Here is an 18096-nt window from a genome sequence, read left to right on the forward strand (position 1 = left end):
GCGGAGCCTACCCGCGCCTTGTCAGGCGACCTCCACCGAGCCCTCCACGGTGTCCTGGTCGTCGAGCCAGGCGACGATGCCCTCGACGGCGGCGCGGCAGCCGCCGCAGCCGGTGCCGGCGCGGGTCTCGCGGGCGACGTCGCCCGCGGTGCGGGCGCCGGCCTGCCAGCAGGCGCGGATCTCGCCCTTGCTGACGTTGTTGCACTGGCAGACGGTCGCGGCGTCGGGCATCCGCAGCGGCGACTCGGCCTCGGCGGCGCCGCCGAGGCCGGGGAACAGCAGGCCGAGGCGCTCGGCGGGCAGCGGCGCGGCGCGGTCGTAGAGCTGGGTGAGCGTGCCGGCGGCGGAGGTCTCGCCGACCAGGATCGCGCCGATCAGCCGGCCGTCGCGGATCACCGCCTTCTTGTAGGTGCCGCGCGAGGCGTCGGTGAACCGGACGACCTCGACCTCGTCGTCGTCGTCGCCGAAGTGCGTCTCGCCCATCGACGCCAGCTCGATCCCGGCGGCCTTGAGCCGGGTGATCTGCCGGGCGCCGGTGAAGCGGGCGGCGGGGTCGGTGCCGGCGAGCAGCCCGGCGAGCACGCCGGCCTGCTCCCAGGCGGGGGCGACCAGCCCGTACACCTCGTCGCGGTGCTCGGAGCACTCGCCGATGGCGCGGACGGACGGGTCGGTGACCGAGCGCAGCTCGTCGTCCACGATGACGGCGCGGCCGATCGCCAGCCCGGCGTCGCGGGCGAGGGCGACCTCGGGCCGGACGCCGCAGGACAGGATGACGAGGTCGGTGGGGATGACCTCCGTCCCGCCGCCGGGCAGGGCCAGCTCGACGCCGGTGACGGCGCCGCCCTCGGTGCGCAGCCCGGCGACGTTGGCCTGGAGGCGCGTCCCGATGCCGAGGGCGGCGAGGGTGCGGGCGAGGACCTTCCCGGCGGCGGGGTCGAGCTGGCGCTCCATGAGGTGCCCGGCGAGGTGCAGGACGGTCACGTCCAGGCCGCGGCCCATGAGCCCGCGGGCGGCCTCGATGCCGAGGAGGCCGCCGCCGACGACGACCGCGCTGCGCGCCGAGGCGGCCAGCTCGGTGATGCGGCGGCAGTCGTCGAGGGTGCGGAACACCAGGGCGCCCTCGGGCAGGCCGTCGCGCAGCCCCGGCATCGGCGGGATGAACGCGGTGCTGCCGGTCGCGAGGACGAGCGTGCCGTACGGGGTGACGGTCCCGTCGGAGGCGTGCACGGCCTTCGCGGCCCGGTCGACGCGGGTGACCTCGACGCCGAGGCGGGCGTCGACGCCGTGGGAGGCGTACCAGGCGGCGTCGACCAGGCTGATGTGGTCGGGCCGCGTCACCCCGGCGAGGACGTTCGACAGCAGCACCCGGTTGTAGGGGCGCTGGGTCTCGGCGCCGAACACGGTGACCGGCGTCGCGGTGTCGCGGTCGCGCAGCTCGCCGACGAAGCGGGACCCGGCCATGCCGTTCCCCACGACGACGATGCCGGCGCTGCCTGCGGTGCTCATCGCTTCACCTCCAGCGGGAGGGGCTTGATCTGGTCGCGCTCGACCTCGAACGCGATGCTCGGGTCCGGGGTGCGGGGCGCGTTGACGAAGGACACGAAACGGCGGAGCCGCTCGGGGTCCTCGAGGGTGTCGCGCCACTCGTCGGAGTAGCCGGCGACGTGCCGGGCCATGGCGGCGTCGAGGTCGGCGCAGATGCCGAGCCGGTCGTCGACGATGACCTCACGGAGGTAGTCCAGGCCGCCGTCGAGGGACTCCAGCCAGCTCGCGGTGCGCTGCAGCCGGTCGGCGGTGCGGATGTAGAACATCAGGAACCGGTCGATGTAGGTGATCAGCTCGTCGTCGGTGAGGTCGGTGGCGAACAGGTCGGCGTGCCGGGGCCGCATGCCGCCGTTGCCCGCGAGGTAGAGGTTCCAGCCGTTCTCGGTGGCGATGATCCCGAAGTCCTTGCTCTGCGCCTCGGCGCATTCGCGGGCGCAGCCGGACACGGCCGACTTGAGCTTGTGGGGGGCGCGCAGCCCCCGGTACCGCAGCTCCAGCCGGATCGCCATGGCGGCCGAGTCCTGGACGCCGTAGCGGCACCAGGTGGACCCGACGCATGATTTCACCGTGCGCAGCGCCTTGCCGTAGGCGTGGCCGGACTCGAACCCGGCGTCGACGAGGCGCCGCCAGATGTCGGGGAGCTGCTCGACGCGGGCGCCGAACAGGTCGATCCGCTGCCCGCCGGTGATCTTGGTGTAGAGGCCGAAGTCGCGGGCGACCTCGCCGATCACGATCAGCTTCTCGGGGGTGATCTCGCCGCCGGGGACGCGCGGGACGACCGAGTAGGTGCCGTTCTTCTGCAGGTTGGCAAGGAAGTGGTCGTTGGTGTCCTGCAGGGCGGCCTGCTCGCCCTCCAGGATGTGGCCGTTGCCGAGGCTGGCCAGGATGGACGCGACGGCGGGCTTGCAGATGTCGCAGCCGCGGCCCGTCCCGTGCTCCTCGACGAGCTGGGTGAAGCTGGTGACCCCGCCGCCGCGGATGATGTCGAACAGCTCCGCGCGGCTGTAGTCGAAGTGCTCGCAGATCGCCTTGCTGACCTCGATCCCGGCGGCGGTCAGCTCGGCGTCCAGGATCCGCTTGACGAGGGGGACGCAGCTGCCGCAGCTCGTCCCGGCCCTGGTGCAGTCCTTCACGCCGGGCACGTCGGCCAGGGAGTGCTCGGCGATGGCGCAGCGGATGCCCTCGGCGGTGACGTTGTTGCAGGAGCAGATGACGGTCGCGCCGGGCAGGTCGCCGCCGGCGGTCTCCGTCCCGCCGAACAGCATCTGCTCGGGCGCGCCCGGCAGGCTCCCGCCGACGTAGGCGCGCAGCGTCCCGTAGGACTCGGCGTCGCCGACGAGGACGCCGCCGAGGAGGGTCTGGGCGTCGTCGCTGACGACGAGCTTCTTGTAGACGCCCGCGACGGGGTCGGTGTAGGTGACGCCCAGGGCGCCCTGGTCGGGGCCGGCGAACGGGTCGCCGAAGCTGGCGACGTCCACGCCCATGAGCTTGAGCTTGGTCGACATGTCGGCGCCGCCGAACACGGCGGTGCTCGCGTCCGACAGGAGCCGGTCGGCGACGACCTCGGCCATGGAGAAGCACGGCCCGACCAGCCCGTACACCGTGCCGTCGATGAGGGCGCACTCGCCGATGGCCCAGATGGCGGGGTCCTCGGTGCGGCACGCCGCGTCCACGACGACGCCGCCGCGCTCCCCCACCGGCAGGCCGCAGCCGCGGGCCAGCTCGTCGCGGGGGCGGATGCCGGCGGAGAACACCACGATCTCGGCGTCGATGACCGTGCCGTCGTCGAGGACGACGCGGCGGACGGCTCCGTCGCCGCCGGCCTCCAGGGCGCGCATCGGGGCGCCGGCGTGGACGGCCATGCCGAGGCCCTCGATGTGGCGGCGCAGCATGGCGCCGCCGCCCTCGTCCAGCTGGCGGGGCATGAGCCACGGCGCGACCTCGACGACGCCGCTGCGCAGCCCGAGGCCCTGCAGGGCGCGCGCCGCCTCCAGCCCGAGCAGCCCGCCGCCGACGACGGCGCCGGTCGTCCTGCCCCGCGCGTACTCGCGGATCGCGTCCAGGTCGTCGATCGTCCGGTAGACGAACACGCCGGGCAGGTCGGCGCCCTCGACCGGCGGCACGAACGGCGCCGATCCGGTGGCGAGGACCAGCGCGTCGTAGGGGACGGTGGCCCCGGCCGAGGTGGTGACGGCCCGCGCGCCGCGGTCGACGCCGGTGACGCGCTCGCCGAGGCGGACGGCGACCTCGCCGCCGTGCTCCGGGTAGGCGAGGTCGGCGCCCTCCAGGTGGGTGGTGAGCGCCACCCGGTCGTAGGCGGCCCGGGGCTCCTCCCCGATGACGGTGACGGTCCAGGCCCCGGCGGCATCGCGCGCGCGCAGGGCCTCCACGAGGCGGTGCGCGGCGGGCCCGTGACCTGCCACGACCAGCCGCTTGTGCGGTCTGCTGTCGGCTCCCATGAACCCCGATGCTGGGCGGCCCGTATTTCCCGGATGGATCGCCTTTGTCACCCACGGGTTAACTGCCCCTCACCGCACCGCGGGTGCCGCGGAGGGTCCGGCGGGACGGGAGCGGGCCGGTCCAGGCTGGGCGGCCGCACACTCTTCGCGGGTTCGCGCGCTGATCCATTTCCTTCGCGAGTGTGATGCGGGACACTCCACGAGATGAAAGTCATACCTGATCGCGGTTGACACCGCGGACCGGGAGGCGGCAGTGCGACGGATCATCGGTGCGTCCCTCATCGGGCTCGGCGCGTTCCTGGTGGCCGCGGGCGTCCTCGTCCGCTTCTACGTCGCGCCGGCCCTGATCGGCGCGCCCACGGACGTGTACCAGGTGACGCGGCTGAAGGCGGAGAACGCCTCGTACTTCGACGCGGCCGCGGCGGCGCCGCGCACGGGCGCGACGATCGTGGCGACCAACACCGTCCGCGGCGACCCCGGCTCCACCCACGACGGCGTCGCCGTGTGGGACACCACGACGGTCGTCCAGGACGTGGGCCGCGGCACCACGATCGAGATCCAGAAGCAGCGGTACGCGTTCGACCGCCGCACCGGCGAGCTCCAGAACTGCTGCGGCGCGGCGATCGGCGGCGACACGGTCGTCCGGCAGTCGGGCGTCGGCCTGTTCTGGCCGCTGGAGGTCCGCAAGAGGGGCGTGGAGCTGTTCGACCCGGCGACCCGCCGCACCTGGCCGGTCGCGTTCGACGGGCGGGAGCGCGTCGGCGGCGTCCTCACCTACCGGTTCGTCGAGCGCGTCCCGGAGACGAAGGTGGCGGGCGAGCTGCCGGCCGTGCCGGGCGAGCTGCTCGGCCGCGGCAAGGGCGGCGCGGCCGTGCCGGTGGACCGCTACTACCAGGCCGAGGCCGTGTACTGGGTGGACCCGCGGACGGGCGCGCCCATCGACCAGCGGCAGCACGTGCTGTCGACGCTGCGCCCGAAGGAGGGCCCGGGACGGCTCGTCGTCGCGGACCTGACGCTGACGATGACGCCCGAGTCGCAGCGCGCCCTGCGGGCCAAGTCCGACGACGGCGCCTCCAAGATCGGCCTGCTGGAGGACGGCGTCCCGCTCGTGTGCGCCGGCGCCGGGCTGCTGCTCGCCGTGGCGGGCCTGGCGCTCCTCGCGCGCCGCGGCCGGCCGGCCCGGCGGGGCGGCGCCGCGCCGGTGCCGGCGCTCAGGCGGGGGTGAGGACGAGCGTCGCGTCGTGCCCGCCGAACCCGAACGAGTTCGACAGCGCGGGCGCGGCGGGCGCGATCGCGCGGGGCTCGCCGTGCACGACGTCGACGAGGCCGGTCTCGGCGTCGGGGGCGGCGAAGTTGGCGGTGGGCGGGACGAGGCCGTCCGCCGCGCTCAGCAGCGCGACCATCGCCTGCAGGGCGCCGCCGGCGCCGAGGATGTGGCCGGTGACGCCCTTGGTCGCGGTGACGGGCGGGGTGCGGCCGCCGAAGCAGCGGTCGATCGCGAGGGCCTCGGCCCCGTCGTTTCCGCGGGTGCCGGTGGCGTGCGCGCTGATGTGCCCCACGGCGTGCGGGGCGATCCCCGCGTCGGCCAGCGCGGCGGTCATGCAGCGCGCGGCGACCTCGCCGTCCGGGCGGGGCTGGACGAGGTGGGCCGCGTCGGCGGCGCACGCGTAGCCGGCGACCTCCCCGTAGACGCGGGCGCCGCGGGCGGCGGCTCGGTCGGCCCGTTCCAGCACGAGGAACGCGGCGGCCTCCCCGACGACGAACCCGTCGCGGTCGGCGTCGAACGGGCGGCCCGCCGTGTGCGGGGTGGGGTCGCGGCGGGCGAGGGCGCCGATGCGGGCGAACGCCGTCATCACGAAAGGGGTGAGGATGGCGTCGACGCCGCCGGCGACGGCGGTGTCGATCCGGCCGGCCCGGATGGCGAGGACGGCCTCGCCGATCGCGGTGGCGCCGCTGGCGCAGCCGGTGGAGTAGGTGAGGCAGGGGCCCTCGCAGCCGTGCCGGATGGACACGTTCGCGGCGGTCGCGTTCGGCATGATCTGCGGGACGGCGGGGACCGGCACCCGGTCCAGGGTCCCGGCGTGCTCGTGACCGCCGAGGGCGACGGTGGAGGCCAGCCCGGCGGCGGCCGTCCCCACGTACACGCCGCGGCGGCCGGGCGCGCCGCCGTGCCACGCCCCGGCGTCGGCCACGGCGTCGTCGGCGGCGGCGACGCCGAGCTTGGTCATCCGGTCGAGGCGGCGACGCTCGGGCTTGCCGAAGTAGCGCTCCTCGTCCAGCGGCTGGGCGGGGCAGCCGAACGACACCGCGGTCCCGGCCTCCATCAGCTCGGGGACGTGGACGGCCTGCGACTTGCCGGCGAGGACGGTCGCGAGCACCTCCGCGGGCGTGCCGCCCGCCGGGCTCTTCACGCCGAACCCCGTCACCACGACGCGGGGCGTCCCGTCGGCGCGCCGGCCTCGAGCGCCCTGTCCGTGGTCGCCCTGTCCGTGGTCGCCCTGTCCGTGGTCGCCCTGCTCGTGGGCGTACGGTTCGTGGGGGCGCTGTTCGCGGGCACGGGATCCAGGGGTCATCCGTCACCTCGGGGTCTGGGGAGATCCCGCGGGCAGAAGCGGGGTTTCGGAAGCTAGCGCGGCGGCGCTCGCGGGAACTTGCCACCCCGTGCACATTCTCTTGGCTGTTTTTGTCACCCCGATGACACGACCCCCGGTGGTATCAGGCGTTTCGTCCCTCACTCGTCCCGGTCGTGCACCATGGAGGAGTGACGGAGGTTGCGGAGAAGGCGGCGGGCGCGGGCGTCGCGGGGGCGGGCGGCGCGGGGGCGGAGAGCGCCCGCGAGGGGCTGCGGCGGCTGGCCGGCCTCGTGGCGGGCGGCGACGTGGTGGTGCTGAGCGGCGCGGGCCTGTCCACCGAGTCGGGCATCCCCGACTACCGCGGCGAGACGGGGCGCCGCCGGCGCGCGGAGCCCATGACCTACCAGACGTTCACGGGGAGCGAGGCGGCGCGGCGCCGGTACTGGGCGCGCAGCCATCTCGGCTGGCGGCACGTGGCGCGGGCGCGCCCGAACGCCGGGCACCGCGCGGTGGCGGAGCTGCAGCGGCGCGGGCTGCTGGCGGGGATCATCACGCAGAACGTCGACGGGCTGCAGCAGGCGGCCGGCGCCGACCGGGTGATCGAGCTGCACGGGGCGCTGGACCGCGTCGTGTGCCTGTCGTGCGGGCGGCGGTCGCCGCGGGCGCGCCTGGACGCGCGGCTGCGCGCCGCGAACCCCGGCTTCGAGGCCCGCGCGGACGCGATCAACCCCGACGGCGACGCCGTGCTCTCCGACGAGGCCGCCGCCGCGTTCCGCGTCGTGGACTGCGAGCGATGCGGCGGCCCGCTCAAGCCCGACGTGGTCTTCTTCGGGGAGAACGTGCCGCCGGCCCGCGTCCGGGACTGCTACGCGCTCACCGAGGGGGCGGGCGCGCTGCTGGTGCTCGGGTCGTCGCTGACGGTGCTGTCGGGGTACCGGTTCGTGCGGCACGCGGCCCGGCACGGCGTCCCGGTGGCGATCGTGAACCGGGGCGCGACGCGCGGCGACGAGCACGCGCTGGTCACGCTGGACGCGCCTCTCGGCGCGACGCTGACGGCGCTGCTCGACGAGCCGGTCCGGTAGGGGCCGCCGTCACCCCCCGCCGGACAGCACCGTCGTCGCGGCGGGGGCCGGGCCCGCCCGGCGGCCCGGCTGGGCGGGCGGGGGCGGCGCGGTGACGGCGGGCGGGTCGGGCAGCGTGTCGCCGGTGACGAACCCGGTGGTCTCCAGCTGCCTCATCTGCTGGTCGACGAACGGCTGCGCCCGCTGGGCGAACTCGCGCACGAGCGTGTTGCGGGTGCTGGCGCGGACGGCGCCGAGCTCGGCGTAGAGCAGGCCCTGCGCCATCCGCATCCGCGCGACGGCCGTCTTGTCGTAGTCGTTGCCCGACTTGCCGGTGATCTCCGACATCCAGCTCTGCTGCTCGGCGCTCGGCCGTGCGGGCAGCGGCACGTTCAGCCGGGCCGCGACCTGCCGGTTCAGCCGGTCGAGCCCGGTGTGCCGGCGGGCGACCTCGGCCAGGGCGCGCCTGGTGTCGGGGCGGGCGGCGCCGCGCTGCGCCTGCCGCGCGACGGGGATCTCCCACAGCGCGGCCTGCCGGACCTGGACGATGACGTCGCGGTCGGCGGGGCCGAGCGGCCCCCAGTCGGTGGTGACGACGGACTGGGCGGCGGCCTCGTCGTTGGCTCCGGGCGCCACCGCGGCACCGTCGCTGGCCTGGCGGCCGGCCGGCTGGCAGGCGCCGAGCAGCAGCACGGCGGCCAGCGCCGGCGCGGCGGCCGCGGCGGCCGGTCGGGGTCGGGGCATCCGGCACCGCCTCTCGGTCGGAGTAAGGGCGTTACGGCAGCAGTACGCACGTCCCGGCGGCCCGGTTCGACCGGCGGCCGGACTCCGGCGCGCGCGGCCGGCCGGTGGGGTCAGGTCCAGCCGAGCTGGGCGACGCTGGAGACCGGGGGCTCCCCGCCGGCCTCGGTGAACGCGCGCAGGGCGGCGACGAGGGCGTGCCGCTGCCCGGCCGGCATCCGGGCGACGACCCCGGCGATCTCGGCGCGGCGGCGGGCGGTGACCTCGTCGACGATGCCGCGCCCGGCGGCGGTGACCTGGATGCGGATCTCGCGGCCGCTCCGCGGGCTGGCCTCGCGGCGCACGAACCCGGCGGCGGCGAGCCGGTCCACCATCCGCATCGCGGTGGACGGGTTGACCTCCAGCAGCCCGGCGAGCGTGACGAGCTTGGACGGCCCCTGCGAGGACAGGACGACGAGCAGCCGGAACTGCGGCAGCGTGACGGCGCCCTCGACGGCGGCCAGCGACCGCACCGAGATCGCCACCAGCAGCCGGGACGCGGTCAGCATCGCCGAGGTGACCTCGTCGACGCCGGGGTCCACGTCCTCGCTCATGACGACTTTCTACAGGGCCGGTCCCCGGGCGCGCCAACGCGCCCGGGAGCGGTCCGGCGGGCGGTCACCGCTCCTCTCCGCCGCCGGGGAGCAGGTCGGCGAGCAGCTCGGCGAGGTGGCGGCGCCGGGGTAGCCGGGCAGCCCGCTGTCGTGCTGCGGCGGCACCTGGCCGCCGGTGACGGTGTAGGCGGGGCGGAGCCGGTCGCCGTCGGCGAGGATGCGGGCGGCGGCGAACTCCGCGGCGTCGCGCAGCAGGCGCGGGGGCCCGCCGTGCGCGGCGACGGCGTGGCCGGCGAAGCACTGGTCGCGGATCCAGGCGTAGCGGTAGTCGAAGTTGCGGCCCTCGTCGGAGCGTTCGGGCAGCGCGGTCGTGGCGGCGGCGACCATGCCGCCGGCCAGGCTGGTCAGGCCGGTGAGCACCGAGCAGGTCAGCCGGGCGTCGCGGGCGCGATGGTGTCGGCGTAGGAGGGGGCGGCCTCGCGCCAGTCGCGCTCGGTCGCGTCCCAGAGGGCGTCGGGGTCGAGGTCGCGGACCTCCTCGCACGAGCCGTCGGCGATCTCCAGCACCAGGTCGCGGAACTCGCCCTCGGCCAGGTCGAAGGCGAGGTCGAGGGCCCGCGCCGCCGGCGTCCTCCCGTACGCGCGCCTCGCCCGCCCCGCGCCGGCGGATCCGGGCGGGGCCGCTGCGGGCCGTCCAGTCCCCCCGTGGTGCGGACCGTGGTGGTGCAGGTCGCGCATGCGCTCGCCGTCGGCGATGAGGGCGTAGTCGCGCAGGGCCTGGGGCGTGGAGCGCAGCGTTCCGGGGTCGTCCGGCATGTCCGTCCCAGTACCCGGGAACCGGGCGACGATCCGGGCCGGTCTTCAAGACAAACGATTCTGTCTTGACAAACTCATTTGTCGGTGGCCATGATGGACGCATGCTGGACGTGACGGTGATCGAGGACGCGGAGGCCGCGGCGGCCTCCCTGGACCCCATGCGGGCGCGGCTGCTCGCCGAGCTGGGCGAGCCGATGTCGGCGGCGGCGCTGGCCGCGCGGGTGGGGCTGCCCCGGCAGAAGGTGAACTACCACCTGCGGACGCTGGAGCGGCACGGCCTCGTCGAGCTGGTCGGCGAGCGCCGCAAGGGCAACATGACCGAGCGGCTGATGCGGGCGACGGCGGCGTCCTACGTCATCTCCCCGCTGGCGCTGGCGACGCTGCAGCCCGACCCGGAGCGGCACCGCGACGCGCTGTCGGCGGGGTGGCTGCTGGCGGTCGCGGGGCGGCTGGTCCGGGACGTGGGCGCGCTGATCACCGGGGCGGCGCGGGCCGACAAGCGGCTGGCGACCTACGCGCTGGACGGGGAGGTCGTGTTCGCCTCGGCGGCCGACCGGGCCGCGTTCATCGAGGAGCTGACCGCCGGGGTGAGCGCGCTCGTGCGCCGCTACCACGACGGTTCGGCGGAGGGCGGCCGCGCGCACCGCGTCGTGATCGCCGTCCACCCGTCGCTGAAGGCCGAGCCCGGGGCGCCGGACGCCCGCGAGCAGATCGAAGACCGATGAGCGAGGAGACCACCATGGGCAGGGAATTCGAGATCGTCCGCGAGTACGAGACCGAGGCGGCCCCCGAGCAGGTGTGGCAGGCCGTCACCACCGGCACCGCCGCGTGGCTGTGGCCGATGGAGTTCGAGCCGCGCGAGGGCGGCCGCGCGGCCGGCGGGGGCGTCATCACCGCGTGGGACCCGCCGCACCGGCTGACCAGCCGCGTGGAGGACCCCGAGGGCATCGGCGGGATGCCGCAGACCCTCAACGTCCTGGACCACCTGATCGAGCCGCGCGAGGGCGGCGGCGCCTGGGTCCGCTACGTGCACAGCGGCATCTTCACCGGCGACTGGGACGACCAGTACGACGGCGCGAGCCGGCACACCGACTTCTACCTGCACACGCTGCGCCAGTACCTGACGTACTTCACGGGCCTCGCGGCGGTGCACTCCGACGTGCAGGGGCCGGCGGCGTCCATGAAGCCGGGGTCGTTCGCGGCGGCCGTCCGGGCGCTCGGGGTGGAGGACGCCGCCGAGGGCGACACGGTGCGGGTCGACCTGCCGGGCACGGGCCCGGTGGACGCGGTCCTGGACTTCCGCAACGAGCACTTCGCGGGGCTGCGCACCGGCGACGCGATGTACCGCTTCTTCGGGCGCGACGCGTGGGGCGGCCCGGTGGGGATCGCCCTGCACCGGTTCGGGCCGGACGCCGCCGCGTCGCGCGAGGAGGCGCAGGAGGCGTGGCGCTCCTGGCTGGAGGGCGTCTACGCCTGACGGGACGCGGCGGGCGCCCGCACGAGGTCGACCTCGTGCGGGCGCGTCCGGCGTGCCCGGTGGTGTCAGCCGGCGCGCTCGCGGACGAGGGCGCCCAGGTTCATGCGGGCGAGGCCGCGCAGGCCGGGGCGCTGCGCGAGCCAGGCGACGGCGAGCACGGCGAGCGCCGACTACGCGAACATGGCGGGCCGGATCTCGGTGCGCAGGGCCATCAGGTCGCTGTTGAACGCGCCGAGGAACACCCCCGTCGCGAGCCGGCCGAGGACCAGGCCGGGGATCGCGCCGGCGGTCACGACGAGGAGGTTCTCGGCGGTGACGAGGCGGCCGAGGCGGCGCCGGGCGGCGGTCAGGCGTCTCTGCGCTTGAGCAGGAACGCGGCGAGGGCGAGGAGCGCGACCGTCCAGAGGGCGAACACGCCGTAGCCCTGCCAGGGGGTGAGCAGGTCGTCGGGTCCCTGGTGCGCCTTGGCGATCAGGGTGCCCGCCTCGGACGGCAGGTAGGCGTGGACGTGGTCGCCGATGCTGCCGGGCAGCAGCGTCGCGAGCGGCGCCAGCACCAGCACGAACCCGATGACGCCGGTGATGCCGCCGGCGGTGTGCCGCACGATCGCGCCGATCGCGAGCGCGAACAGGCCGAGCATCGCCAGGTAGAGGCCGCCGCCGATGACGGCGCGCAGGACGCCCGCGTCGCCGAGGGAGACCTCCAGCCGGTCGCCGACGATCGCCGTGCCGATGAAGAACGACGCGAACGACACCGCGACGCCGAGGAGCAGGACGACCAGCGCGAACACGGTCGCCTTGGCCCACAGCATCGGCAGCCGCCGCGGCACGGCGAGGAGGCTGGCGCGGATCATGCCGGTGGAGTACTCGGAGCCGATGACCAGCACGCCGAGGACGCAGACCGTCAGCTGGCTGAGGAAGAACCCGCTGCCGAGGATGAAGCTGACCGGGTCGGCGGAGATCTGGGCGCGGTCCCCGGGCTGGGTGTTGTCCCACTGCGCCATGGTGAGGCCGACGAACAGGGCGGTGAACCCGAGGTCCAGCAGGACGAGCAGGATCAGCGACCACGCCGTGGAGCGGACCGTGCGGATCTTCGTCCATTCGGAGAGCAGCAGCCGCGCGAAGCCGGGCCGCGGGTGGGCGGCGGCCGGGTCGGCCGCGGGCCGGGCGGTGGCCGTGGTCATCGGGCCTCCCCCTCCTGGCCGGGGACGGCCCCCGGCACGGGTCCGGGCACTGCTCCGGGTACGGGTCCGGGTCCGGGCACCGGTTCGGGCACCGGCCCGGGGGCGGGCCCGCCGGCCGTGCCGTACTCGACGCTGTCGCGGGTCAGTTCCATGAACGCCGCCTCCAGGGAGCCGCGGCTGGGGGTCAGCTCGTGCAGGACGATCCCCTCGGCGGCGGCCAGCTCCCCGACGCGGGACGCCTCCATCTGGGTGACCGTGATCAGGGTGCCGCCGTCCTCGGCGGGGGCGACCTTGCCGCCCTCGGCGGTGACGGCGCCGGCGAGCCGCGCGGCGTCCGGGCTGCGCACCGTCACCGTCTTCTCGGTGCTGCGCTCGATGAACTCCTCGGTGGAGCAGTCGGCGATCAGCCGGCCGCGCCCGATGACGATGAGGTGCTCGGCGGTGACCGCCATCTCGTTCATCAGGTGGCTGGAGACGAACACCGTCCGCCCCTCGGCGGCGAGCCGCTGCATGAGGGTGCGGATCCACACGATGCCCTCGGGGTCCAGGCCGTTGACGGGCTCGTCCAGGACCAGCACCGACGGGTCGCCGAGCAGCGCGGCGGCGATGCCGAGCCGCTGCCCCATGCCGAGGGAGAACCCGCCGGCGCGCTTGCGGGCGGGCCCGGTGAGGCCGACGAGGTCGATCACCTCGTCGACGCGCCGCTTGCCGATGCCCTGCGTCTGCGCCAGGCACAGCAGGTGGTTGTAGGCGCTGCGGCCGGTGTGCACGGCCTTCGCCTCCAGCAGCGCGCCGACGACGCGCAGCGGGGCGTTCAGGTCGCGGTAGTGGCGGCCGTGGATGCGGGCGTCGCCGCGGTCGGGCCGGTCCAGGCCGAGCAGCAGCCGCATGGTGGTCGACTTCCCGGCCCCGTTCGGGCCGAGGAACCCGGTGACCCGGCCGGGCAGGACCGTGAACGACAGGTCGTCCACGGCTGTCTTGTCCCCGTAGCGCTTGGTGAGGTTCTCCGCCTCGATCATTCGCACTTCCCCGCTTCTCGGCGGCCTTCTGAGCGATCGTGATCACACTAGCGCGCCGGGTGCCGGACCCGGCTCCTCCTCAGTGCGGAACCGCCTCCGACCTGGGTAGGGTCCGTCCCCCGGGGCCGGGACGCGCAACGCCTTCCCGGAGTGCCCGGGAGGGCGTCGCCTCCGCGACGCGGGTCAGGCGGCGACGCCGTCGGCGGCGTTGACGTCCTTGTGGAAGCGCTTGTGGACGTACAGCTTCTCGCCGAGGGTCTCGCAGCGCCACCACAGGCCGCTCGGCGGCCCGATCCGGGTGCCGCGGGGCACCTCGCGCAGGACCTCGTTGACGGGGGTCGTGCGCATCCGCCCGGACCGGCACACCAGGATGCGCCGGTCGGTGACGACGACGACGCGGTAGGCGTTGCTGAAGATGATGATCCAGATGGAGATCAGCGCGAAGTACTGGCTGGTCGTCTGGGCGCCGAACACCGCCTGGATGTTCTCGCCCGGCTGCAGCACGTGGGCCGCGTTGGCGCGCATCTTGTCGCGGATGGCCACGGTCGGGACCTTTCTCGAAACCATGTGGGGGTACCGACGGCCACGAAAAGGCCGGTCATCGGGTGGCCCGGATTGTGTCATCGAATACCACCGTTCCGTACCGGTTCCTTTTTATTCGGCCCGTTCAGGCCTCCGCGCCACGCCCCCGCGTTATTGACCATCAGTCAATAGTGGGCGAGGATGGCGGCCGAGGATCCGACCGCCGGGAGGCCCGCTTGCCCGCCACACCCCCGATCCCCACCCCCGAACTCCTCGACGACCGGCTCGCCGAGCGGGACGTCCTGCGCAGGCTCGCCGCCGAACCCCTCGTCGGCCTCGCCGCCGGCCGGGCCCTGCTCATGCAGCTCGCCCACCCCGCCGTCGCCCGGGGCGTCGCCGAGCACAGCGACTTCGCCGACCGGCCCCTCGCCCGCCTGTTCGGCACCCTCGACTTCCTGCTCATCGTCACCTTCGGGACGCCCGAGCAGGTCGCCCGCATCTCCGCCAAGGTCCGCGGCATCCACGGCACCGTCCGGGGCGACGGCTACTCCGGCAACGACCCCGACCTGCAGATGTGGGTCAACGCGACGCTCATCGACTCCGCGCTGCACATCCACGAGACCCTCATGCGGCCCCGCGACGACGGGCTGGCCGAGGACTACTACCGGCAGGCCCGCGTCGTCGCCGAGGTCCTCGGCTGCCCGCTGGACTCCCAGCCCGCCGACCTCGCCGCGTTCCGCGCCTACATGGCCGGCACCCTCGCCGCGCTGGAGGTCACCGACACCGCCCGCGAGGTCGCCGGCGCCGTCCTGTGGCCCCGCAGGCTCCGCGTCCTGTTCCCCGGCCTGGCCGTGTTCCGGCTGATCACCGCCGCGCTGCTGCCCGAGTCGCTGCGCGCCCAGTACGACCTGCCGTGGACGCCCGGCCGCCGGCGCGCCGCCCGGCTGCTGCTCGGCACCGCCGCCGCCGTCCACCGCGTGACGCCCGGCCCGCTGCGGCGCCCCCCGCAGCCGCTCCTCGTCCGGCTCGCGACGCACCGCGTCAACCGCACCCTGTCGGCCCGCCGCGACCGCCGCCGCGCCGCCGCGGGCTAGGCGACCGACGAGTAGGCGACGACGCCCCGGCGCATCGCGTCCATGGCGCGCCGCGCCGTCTTGCGGATGTGGCTGTTCTCCGGCGCCGCGTCGACGACCTGCCCGAGCAGGTCCAGGAGCTGCTTCACCGCGCGGACGAAGTCCCCGGCGGTCAGGCCGCCCTCCAGCAGCACCTCGTCGAGGTCGTCGCCCTTCGCCCACCGGTACGCCGTCCACGCGAACCCCAGGTCGGGCTCCCGCAGGAACGACACGCGGTTGTCGCGCTCGACGGCGTCCAGCTCCCCCCACAGCCGCACCATCGCGGCCAGGGCGTCCTGCGCGTTGCCCGTCGGCGTGCGCGGCGGGGCCGCGTCGTCGGGCTGCCGCGACTCGTACACCAGCGCCGACACGCACGCCGCCAGCTCGGCGTGGTCGAGCTTCTCCCACACCCCCTCCCGCAGGCTCTCCGCGGTGAGCAGGTCCAGCTCGTTGTAGATGCGCCCCAGCCGGCGGCCCTCGGCGGTCACGGAGTCGCCGTCGAGGTACCCGAGCTGCTGCAGCACCGCGCACACCCGGTCGAACGTGCGGGCGATCACCTGCGAGCGGCCCTCCACGCGGCGCCGCAGCTGCTCGGTCTCCCGGTCCAGCCGGTGGTACCGCTCGGCCCACCGGGCGTGGTCCTCGCGCTGGTCGCAGCCGTGCACGGGATGCGCGCGCAGGTCGGCGCGCAGCCGGGCGATCTCGGCGTCCTCGGCGGCGGCGGAGTCGCCGCGGGCGCGCTTGCGGGCCCGGACGTCGTCGGGCACCCGGTTGCGCAGCGTCGACGCCAGGTCGCGGCGGTCCTGCGGGTTGCGGGGGCTGAACGACTTCGGGATCCGGATCCGGTCGACCGGCTCCACGGCGCGCGGGAAGTCCTGGATCGACAGCCGCTGCACCGACCGGTTGACCGTCAGCACCAGCGGCGCCGGCCCGTCCGAGCGGCGCCCCACCCCCGGGTCCAGGACGACGGCGAGGCCCGACCGCCGCCCCGACGGCACGATGATCACATCGCCGGGCCGCAGGTGCTCCAGCGACCTCGCCGCCTCGGCGCGCCGCGCCGACGACCGCTCCCGCGACAGCTCCGCCTCCCGGTCCGACAGCCGCCGCCGCATCGCCGCGTACTCCATGAAGTCGCCCAGGTGGCACTGCGCCGCCTGCGCGTACCCCTCCAGGGCCTGCTCGTTCTTGTGGACCTGCCGGGCCAGCCCGACGACGGCCCGGTCGGCCTGGAACTGCGCGAACGACTCCTCCAGCAGCGTCCGGGCCCGCTCGATCCCGACGGCGCCGACCAGGTTCACCGCCATGTTGTACGACGGCCGGAAGCTGGAGTTCAGCGGATAGGTGCGGGTGCCGGCCAGGCCCGCGACCGACGCCGGCTCCACGCTCGGGCCCCACACCACGACGGCGTGCCCCTCCACGTCGATGCCGCGCCGCCCGGCCCGCCCCGTCAGCTGCGTGTACTCGCCGGGCGTCAGGTCGACGTGCGCCTCCCCGTTCCACTTGTCGAGCTTCTCGATCACGACGGTGCGGGCCGGCATGTTGATGCCGAGCGCGAGCGTCTCCGTCGCGAACACCGCCTTGATCAGCCCGCGGGTGAACAGCTCCTCGACGATCTCCTTGAACGTCGGCAGCATCCCCGCGTGGTGGGCGGCGACACCGCGCGCCAGGCCCTCCAGGAAGTCGCCGTACCCGAGGATCCGCAGGTCCTCCGGCGCGATGTCGGCCGTCCGCAGCCCGGCGTGCGCGCGGATCTCCTCGGCCTCCTCCTTCGACGTCAGCCGGATCCCCGCGTGCAGGCACTGCAGGACGGCCGCGTCGCACCCGGCGCGGGAGAAGATGAACGTGATCGCCGGGAGCAGCCCGGCGCGCTCCAGCCGCTCGATCACGTCCGGCCGGGCCGGCGGCCGGAACCGCTGCGGGCGCGGCGCCCGGCGGCGCCCGGTCCGGCGCCCCTGGTTGACCTTGGCGCGGCGGACCTCCTCCACCGCCATCCGGGTCAGCTGCGGGTTCAGCCGGGCGTGCCGGTCCCCGCCCTTGCCGGTGTCGACGAACAGGTCGTACAGGCGGGTGCCCACCAGCATGTGCTGGAACAGCGGCACCGGCCGGTGCTCGTCCACGATCACGGCCGTGTCGCCGCGCACCTCGTGCAGCCACTCGCCGAACTCCTCGGCGTTCGACACCGTCGCCGACAGCGCCACGATCCGCACCGAGTCCGGAACGTGGATGATCACCTCTTCCCACACGGCGCCGCGGAACCGGTCGGCGAGGTAGTGCACCTCGTCCATCACGACGAACGCGAGCCCCGCCAGGGTCGGCGACCCCGCGTACAGCATGTTCCGCAGCACCTCGGTCGTCATCACGACGACCGGCGCCTCGCCGTTCACGCTGTTGTCGCCGGTGAGCAGCCCCACCTTCTCCGGCCCGTACCGGCGGACGAGGTCGGCGTACTTCTGGTTCGACAGCGCCTTGATCGGCGTCGTGTAGAAGCACTTGGTGCCGCCGGTCAGCGCGAGGTGGACGGCGAACTCCCCCACCACCGTCTTGCCGGAACCGGTGGGCGCGGCGACCAGCACGCCGCTGCCGTCCTCCAGCGCCTGGCACGCCTCCAGCTGGAACGGGTCCAGCTCGAAGTCGTACAGGGTGCGGAAGTCCAGAAGGGCCGGGCCGTTCCCCGCGGTTCGCCTGCGGTAGGCGGCGTACCGCTGAGCCGGGGACTGATCGGCCGACGTCGTGTCGGGGGTGGTCATACCTTCGAGCCTACGGTTTCGACCGGCCCGATACCCAATCAGCGGACGGACGCCCCGGCCGTCGGGCCCCGGCCGGCGCGCAGCACCGGATCACGCAGGACCAAACGACGCGGGCCGCAACGCGCAGGGCACCGGAACGCGCAGGGCACCGGAACGCGTAGGGCACCGGAACGCGCAGGGCACCGGAACGCGCAGGGCACCGGAACGCGCAGGGCACCGGAACGCGCAGGGCACCGGAACGCGTAGCCG

Annotated in this window: 17 protein-coding genes; 5 read left to right on the forward strand and 12 right to left on the reverse strand. The window is 75.0% G+C overall.

Annotated features, from left to right (window positions below; all coding sequences use genetic code 11):
• Window positions 1-21 precede the first annotated feature (21 nt).
• Both SM611_RS00120 and nirB read right to left on the reverse strand, forming a co-directional pair.
• Window positions 22-1506, reverse strand: coding sequence for an FAD-dependent oxidoreductase (locus SM611_RS00120; protein WP_371946685.1), 1485 nt, complete (start codon window positions 1504-1506; stop codon window positions 22-24).
• A complete protein-coding gene (gene nirB, locus SM611_RS00125) occupies window positions 1503-4004 on the reverse strand; it encodes a nitrite reductase large subunit NirB (RefSeq protein WP_371946686.1) in 2502 nt (833 codons plus the stop codon). Before nirB ends, SM611_RS00120 begins: the two co-directional genes overlap by 4 nt.
• Window positions 4005-4257: 253 nt before the next feature.
• Between nirB and pgfA the strand changes: the two genes are divergently transcribed.
• Window positions 4258-5229 carry a cell envelope lipid trafficking protein PgfA gene (gene pgfA, locus SM611_RS00130; protein ID WP_371946687.1) on the forward strand — a complete coding sequence of 324 codons (972 nt, stop codon included), beginning with the start codon at window positions 4258-4260 and terminating at the stop codon, window positions 5227-5229.
• Here pgfA and SM611_RS00135 read toward each other — a convergent pair.
• The gene (locus SM611_RS00135; protein ID WP_371946688.1) at window positions 5216-6577 is read right to left on the reverse strand and encodes a beta-ketoacyl-[acyl-carrier-protein] synthase family protein; all 1362 of its coding nucleotides are present in this window, start codon (window positions 6575-6577) and stop codon (window positions 5216-5218) included. The two genes, pgfA and SM611_RS00135, sit on opposite strands and share 14 nt — an antisense overlap.
• 188 nt (window positions 6578-6765) lie before the next feature.
• On the opposite strand from SM611_RS00135, the gene SM611_RS00140 reads away from it, so the two are divergent.
• Window positions 6766-7659: an NAD-dependent protein deacetylase gene (locus tag SM611_RS00140; protein ID WP_371946689.1), complete on the forward strand. Its 894-nt coding sequence runs from the start codon at window positions 6766-6768 to the stop codon at window positions 7657-7659.
• Between the two features lie 9 nt (window positions 7660-7668).
• Here the strand turns inward: SM611_RS00140 and SM611_RS00145 are convergent, their stop codons facing one another.
• The 4 genes from SM611_RS00145 to SM611_RS00160 all read right to left on the reverse strand — a co-directional run bounded on the left by SM611_RS00145 (window position 7669) and on the right by SM611_RS00160 (window position 9787).
• Complete coding sequence (locus SM611_RS00145) at window positions 7669-8382, reverse strand: DUF4142 domain-containing protein (protein WP_371946690.1); 714 nt, start codon at window positions 8380-8382, stop codon at window positions 7669-7671.
• 110 nt (window positions 8383-8492) lie between these two features.
• Window positions 8493-8972 (reverse strand): MarR family winged helix-turn-helix transcriptional regulator, encoded by a 480-nt coding sequence (locus SM611_RS00150; protein WP_371946691.1) that lies wholly within the window; start codon window positions 8970-8972, stop codon window positions 8493-8495.
• A gap of 9 nt (window positions 8973-8981) precedes the next feature.
• On the reverse strand, window positions 8982-9392 hold the full coding sequence (locus SM611_RS00155) for a glycoside hydrolase family 15 protein (RefSeq protein WP_371946692.1): 411 nt from the start codon (window positions 9390-9392) through the stop codon (window positions 8982-8984).
• An 8-nt stretch (window positions 9393-9400) separates the two neighbouring features.
• Window positions 9401-9787: a hypothetical protein gene (locus SM611_RS00160; RefSeq protein ID WP_371946693.1), complete on the reverse strand. Its 387-nt coding sequence runs from the start codon at window positions 9785-9787 to the stop codon at window positions 9401-9403.
• Window positions 9788-9888: 101 nt separating this feature from the next.
• Here SM611_RS00160 and SM611_RS00165 point away from each other — a divergent pair, with 101 nt between their 5' ends.
• The gene (locus SM611_RS00165; protein ID WP_371946694.1) at window positions 9889-10512 is read left to right on the forward strand and encodes an ArsR/SmtB family transcription factor; all 624 of its coding nucleotides are present in this window, start codon (window positions 9889-9891) and stop codon (window positions 10510-10512) included.
• Complete coding sequence (locus tag SM611_RS00170) at window positions 10509-11264, forward strand: SRPBCC family protein (RefSeq protein ID WP_371946695.1); 756 nt, start codon at window positions 10509-10511, stop codon at window positions 11262-11264. Before SM611_RS00165 ends, SM611_RS00170 begins: the two co-directional genes overlap by 4 nt.
• 170 nt (window positions 11265-11434) lie before the next feature.
• Here SM611_RS00170 and SM611_RS00175 read toward each other — a convergent pair whose 3' ends face one another.
• From SM611_RS00175 to SM611_RS00190, 4 genes are all read right to left on the reverse strand, one after another.
• Window positions 11435-11557, reverse strand: coding sequence for a hypothetical protein (locus SM611_RS00175; RefSeq protein WP_371946696.1), 123 nt, complete (start codon window positions 11555-11557; stop codon window positions 11435-11437).
• A 53-nt stretch (window positions 11558-11610) separates the two neighbouring features.
• A complete protein-coding gene (locus tag SM611_RS00180) occupies window positions 11611-12447 on the reverse strand; it encodes an ABC transporter permease (RefSeq protein WP_371946697.1) in 837 nt (278 codons plus the stop codon).
• A complete protein-coding gene (locus SM611_RS00185) occupies window positions 12444-13466 on the reverse strand; it encodes an ABC transporter ATP-binding protein (RefSeq protein ID WP_371946698.1) in 1023 nt (340 codons plus the stop codon). The genes SM611_RS00180 and SM611_RS00185 overlap by 4 nt, the downstream gene beginning before the upstream one ends.
• Window positions 13467-13649: 183 nt before the next feature.
• The gene (locus tag SM611_RS00190) at window positions 13650-14009 is read right to left on the reverse strand and encodes a hypothetical protein (RefSeq protein ID WP_371946699.1); all 360 of its coding nucleotides are present in this window, start codon (window positions 14007-14009) and stop codon (window positions 13650-13652) included.
• A gap of 215 nt (window positions 14010-14224) precedes the next feature.
• On the opposite strand from SM611_RS00190, the gene SM611_RS00195 reads away from it, so the two are divergent.
• Window positions 14225-15082 carry an oxygenase MpaB family protein gene (locus SM611_RS00195; RefSeq protein WP_371946700.1) on the forward strand — a complete coding sequence of 286 codons (858 nt, stop codon included), beginning with the start codon at window positions 14225-14227 and terminating at the stop codon, window positions 15080-15082.
• On the opposite strand, the gene SM611_RS00200 is transcribed toward SM611_RS00195, so the two are convergent.
• The gene (locus tag SM611_RS00200) at window positions 15079-17847 is read right to left on the reverse strand and encodes a DEAD/DEAH box helicase (protein WP_371946701.1); all 2769 of its coding nucleotides are present in this window, start codon (window positions 17845-17847) and stop codon (window positions 15079-15081) included. The genes SM611_RS00195 and SM611_RS00200 overlap by 4 nt on opposite strands.
• Window positions 17848-18096: the final 249 nt, after the last annotated feature.

Source organism: Actinomadura monticuli (assembly GCF_041463655.1).
GTDB lineage: Bacteria > Actinomycetota > Actinomycetes > Streptosporangiales > Streptosporangiaceae > Spirillospora > Spirillospora monticuli.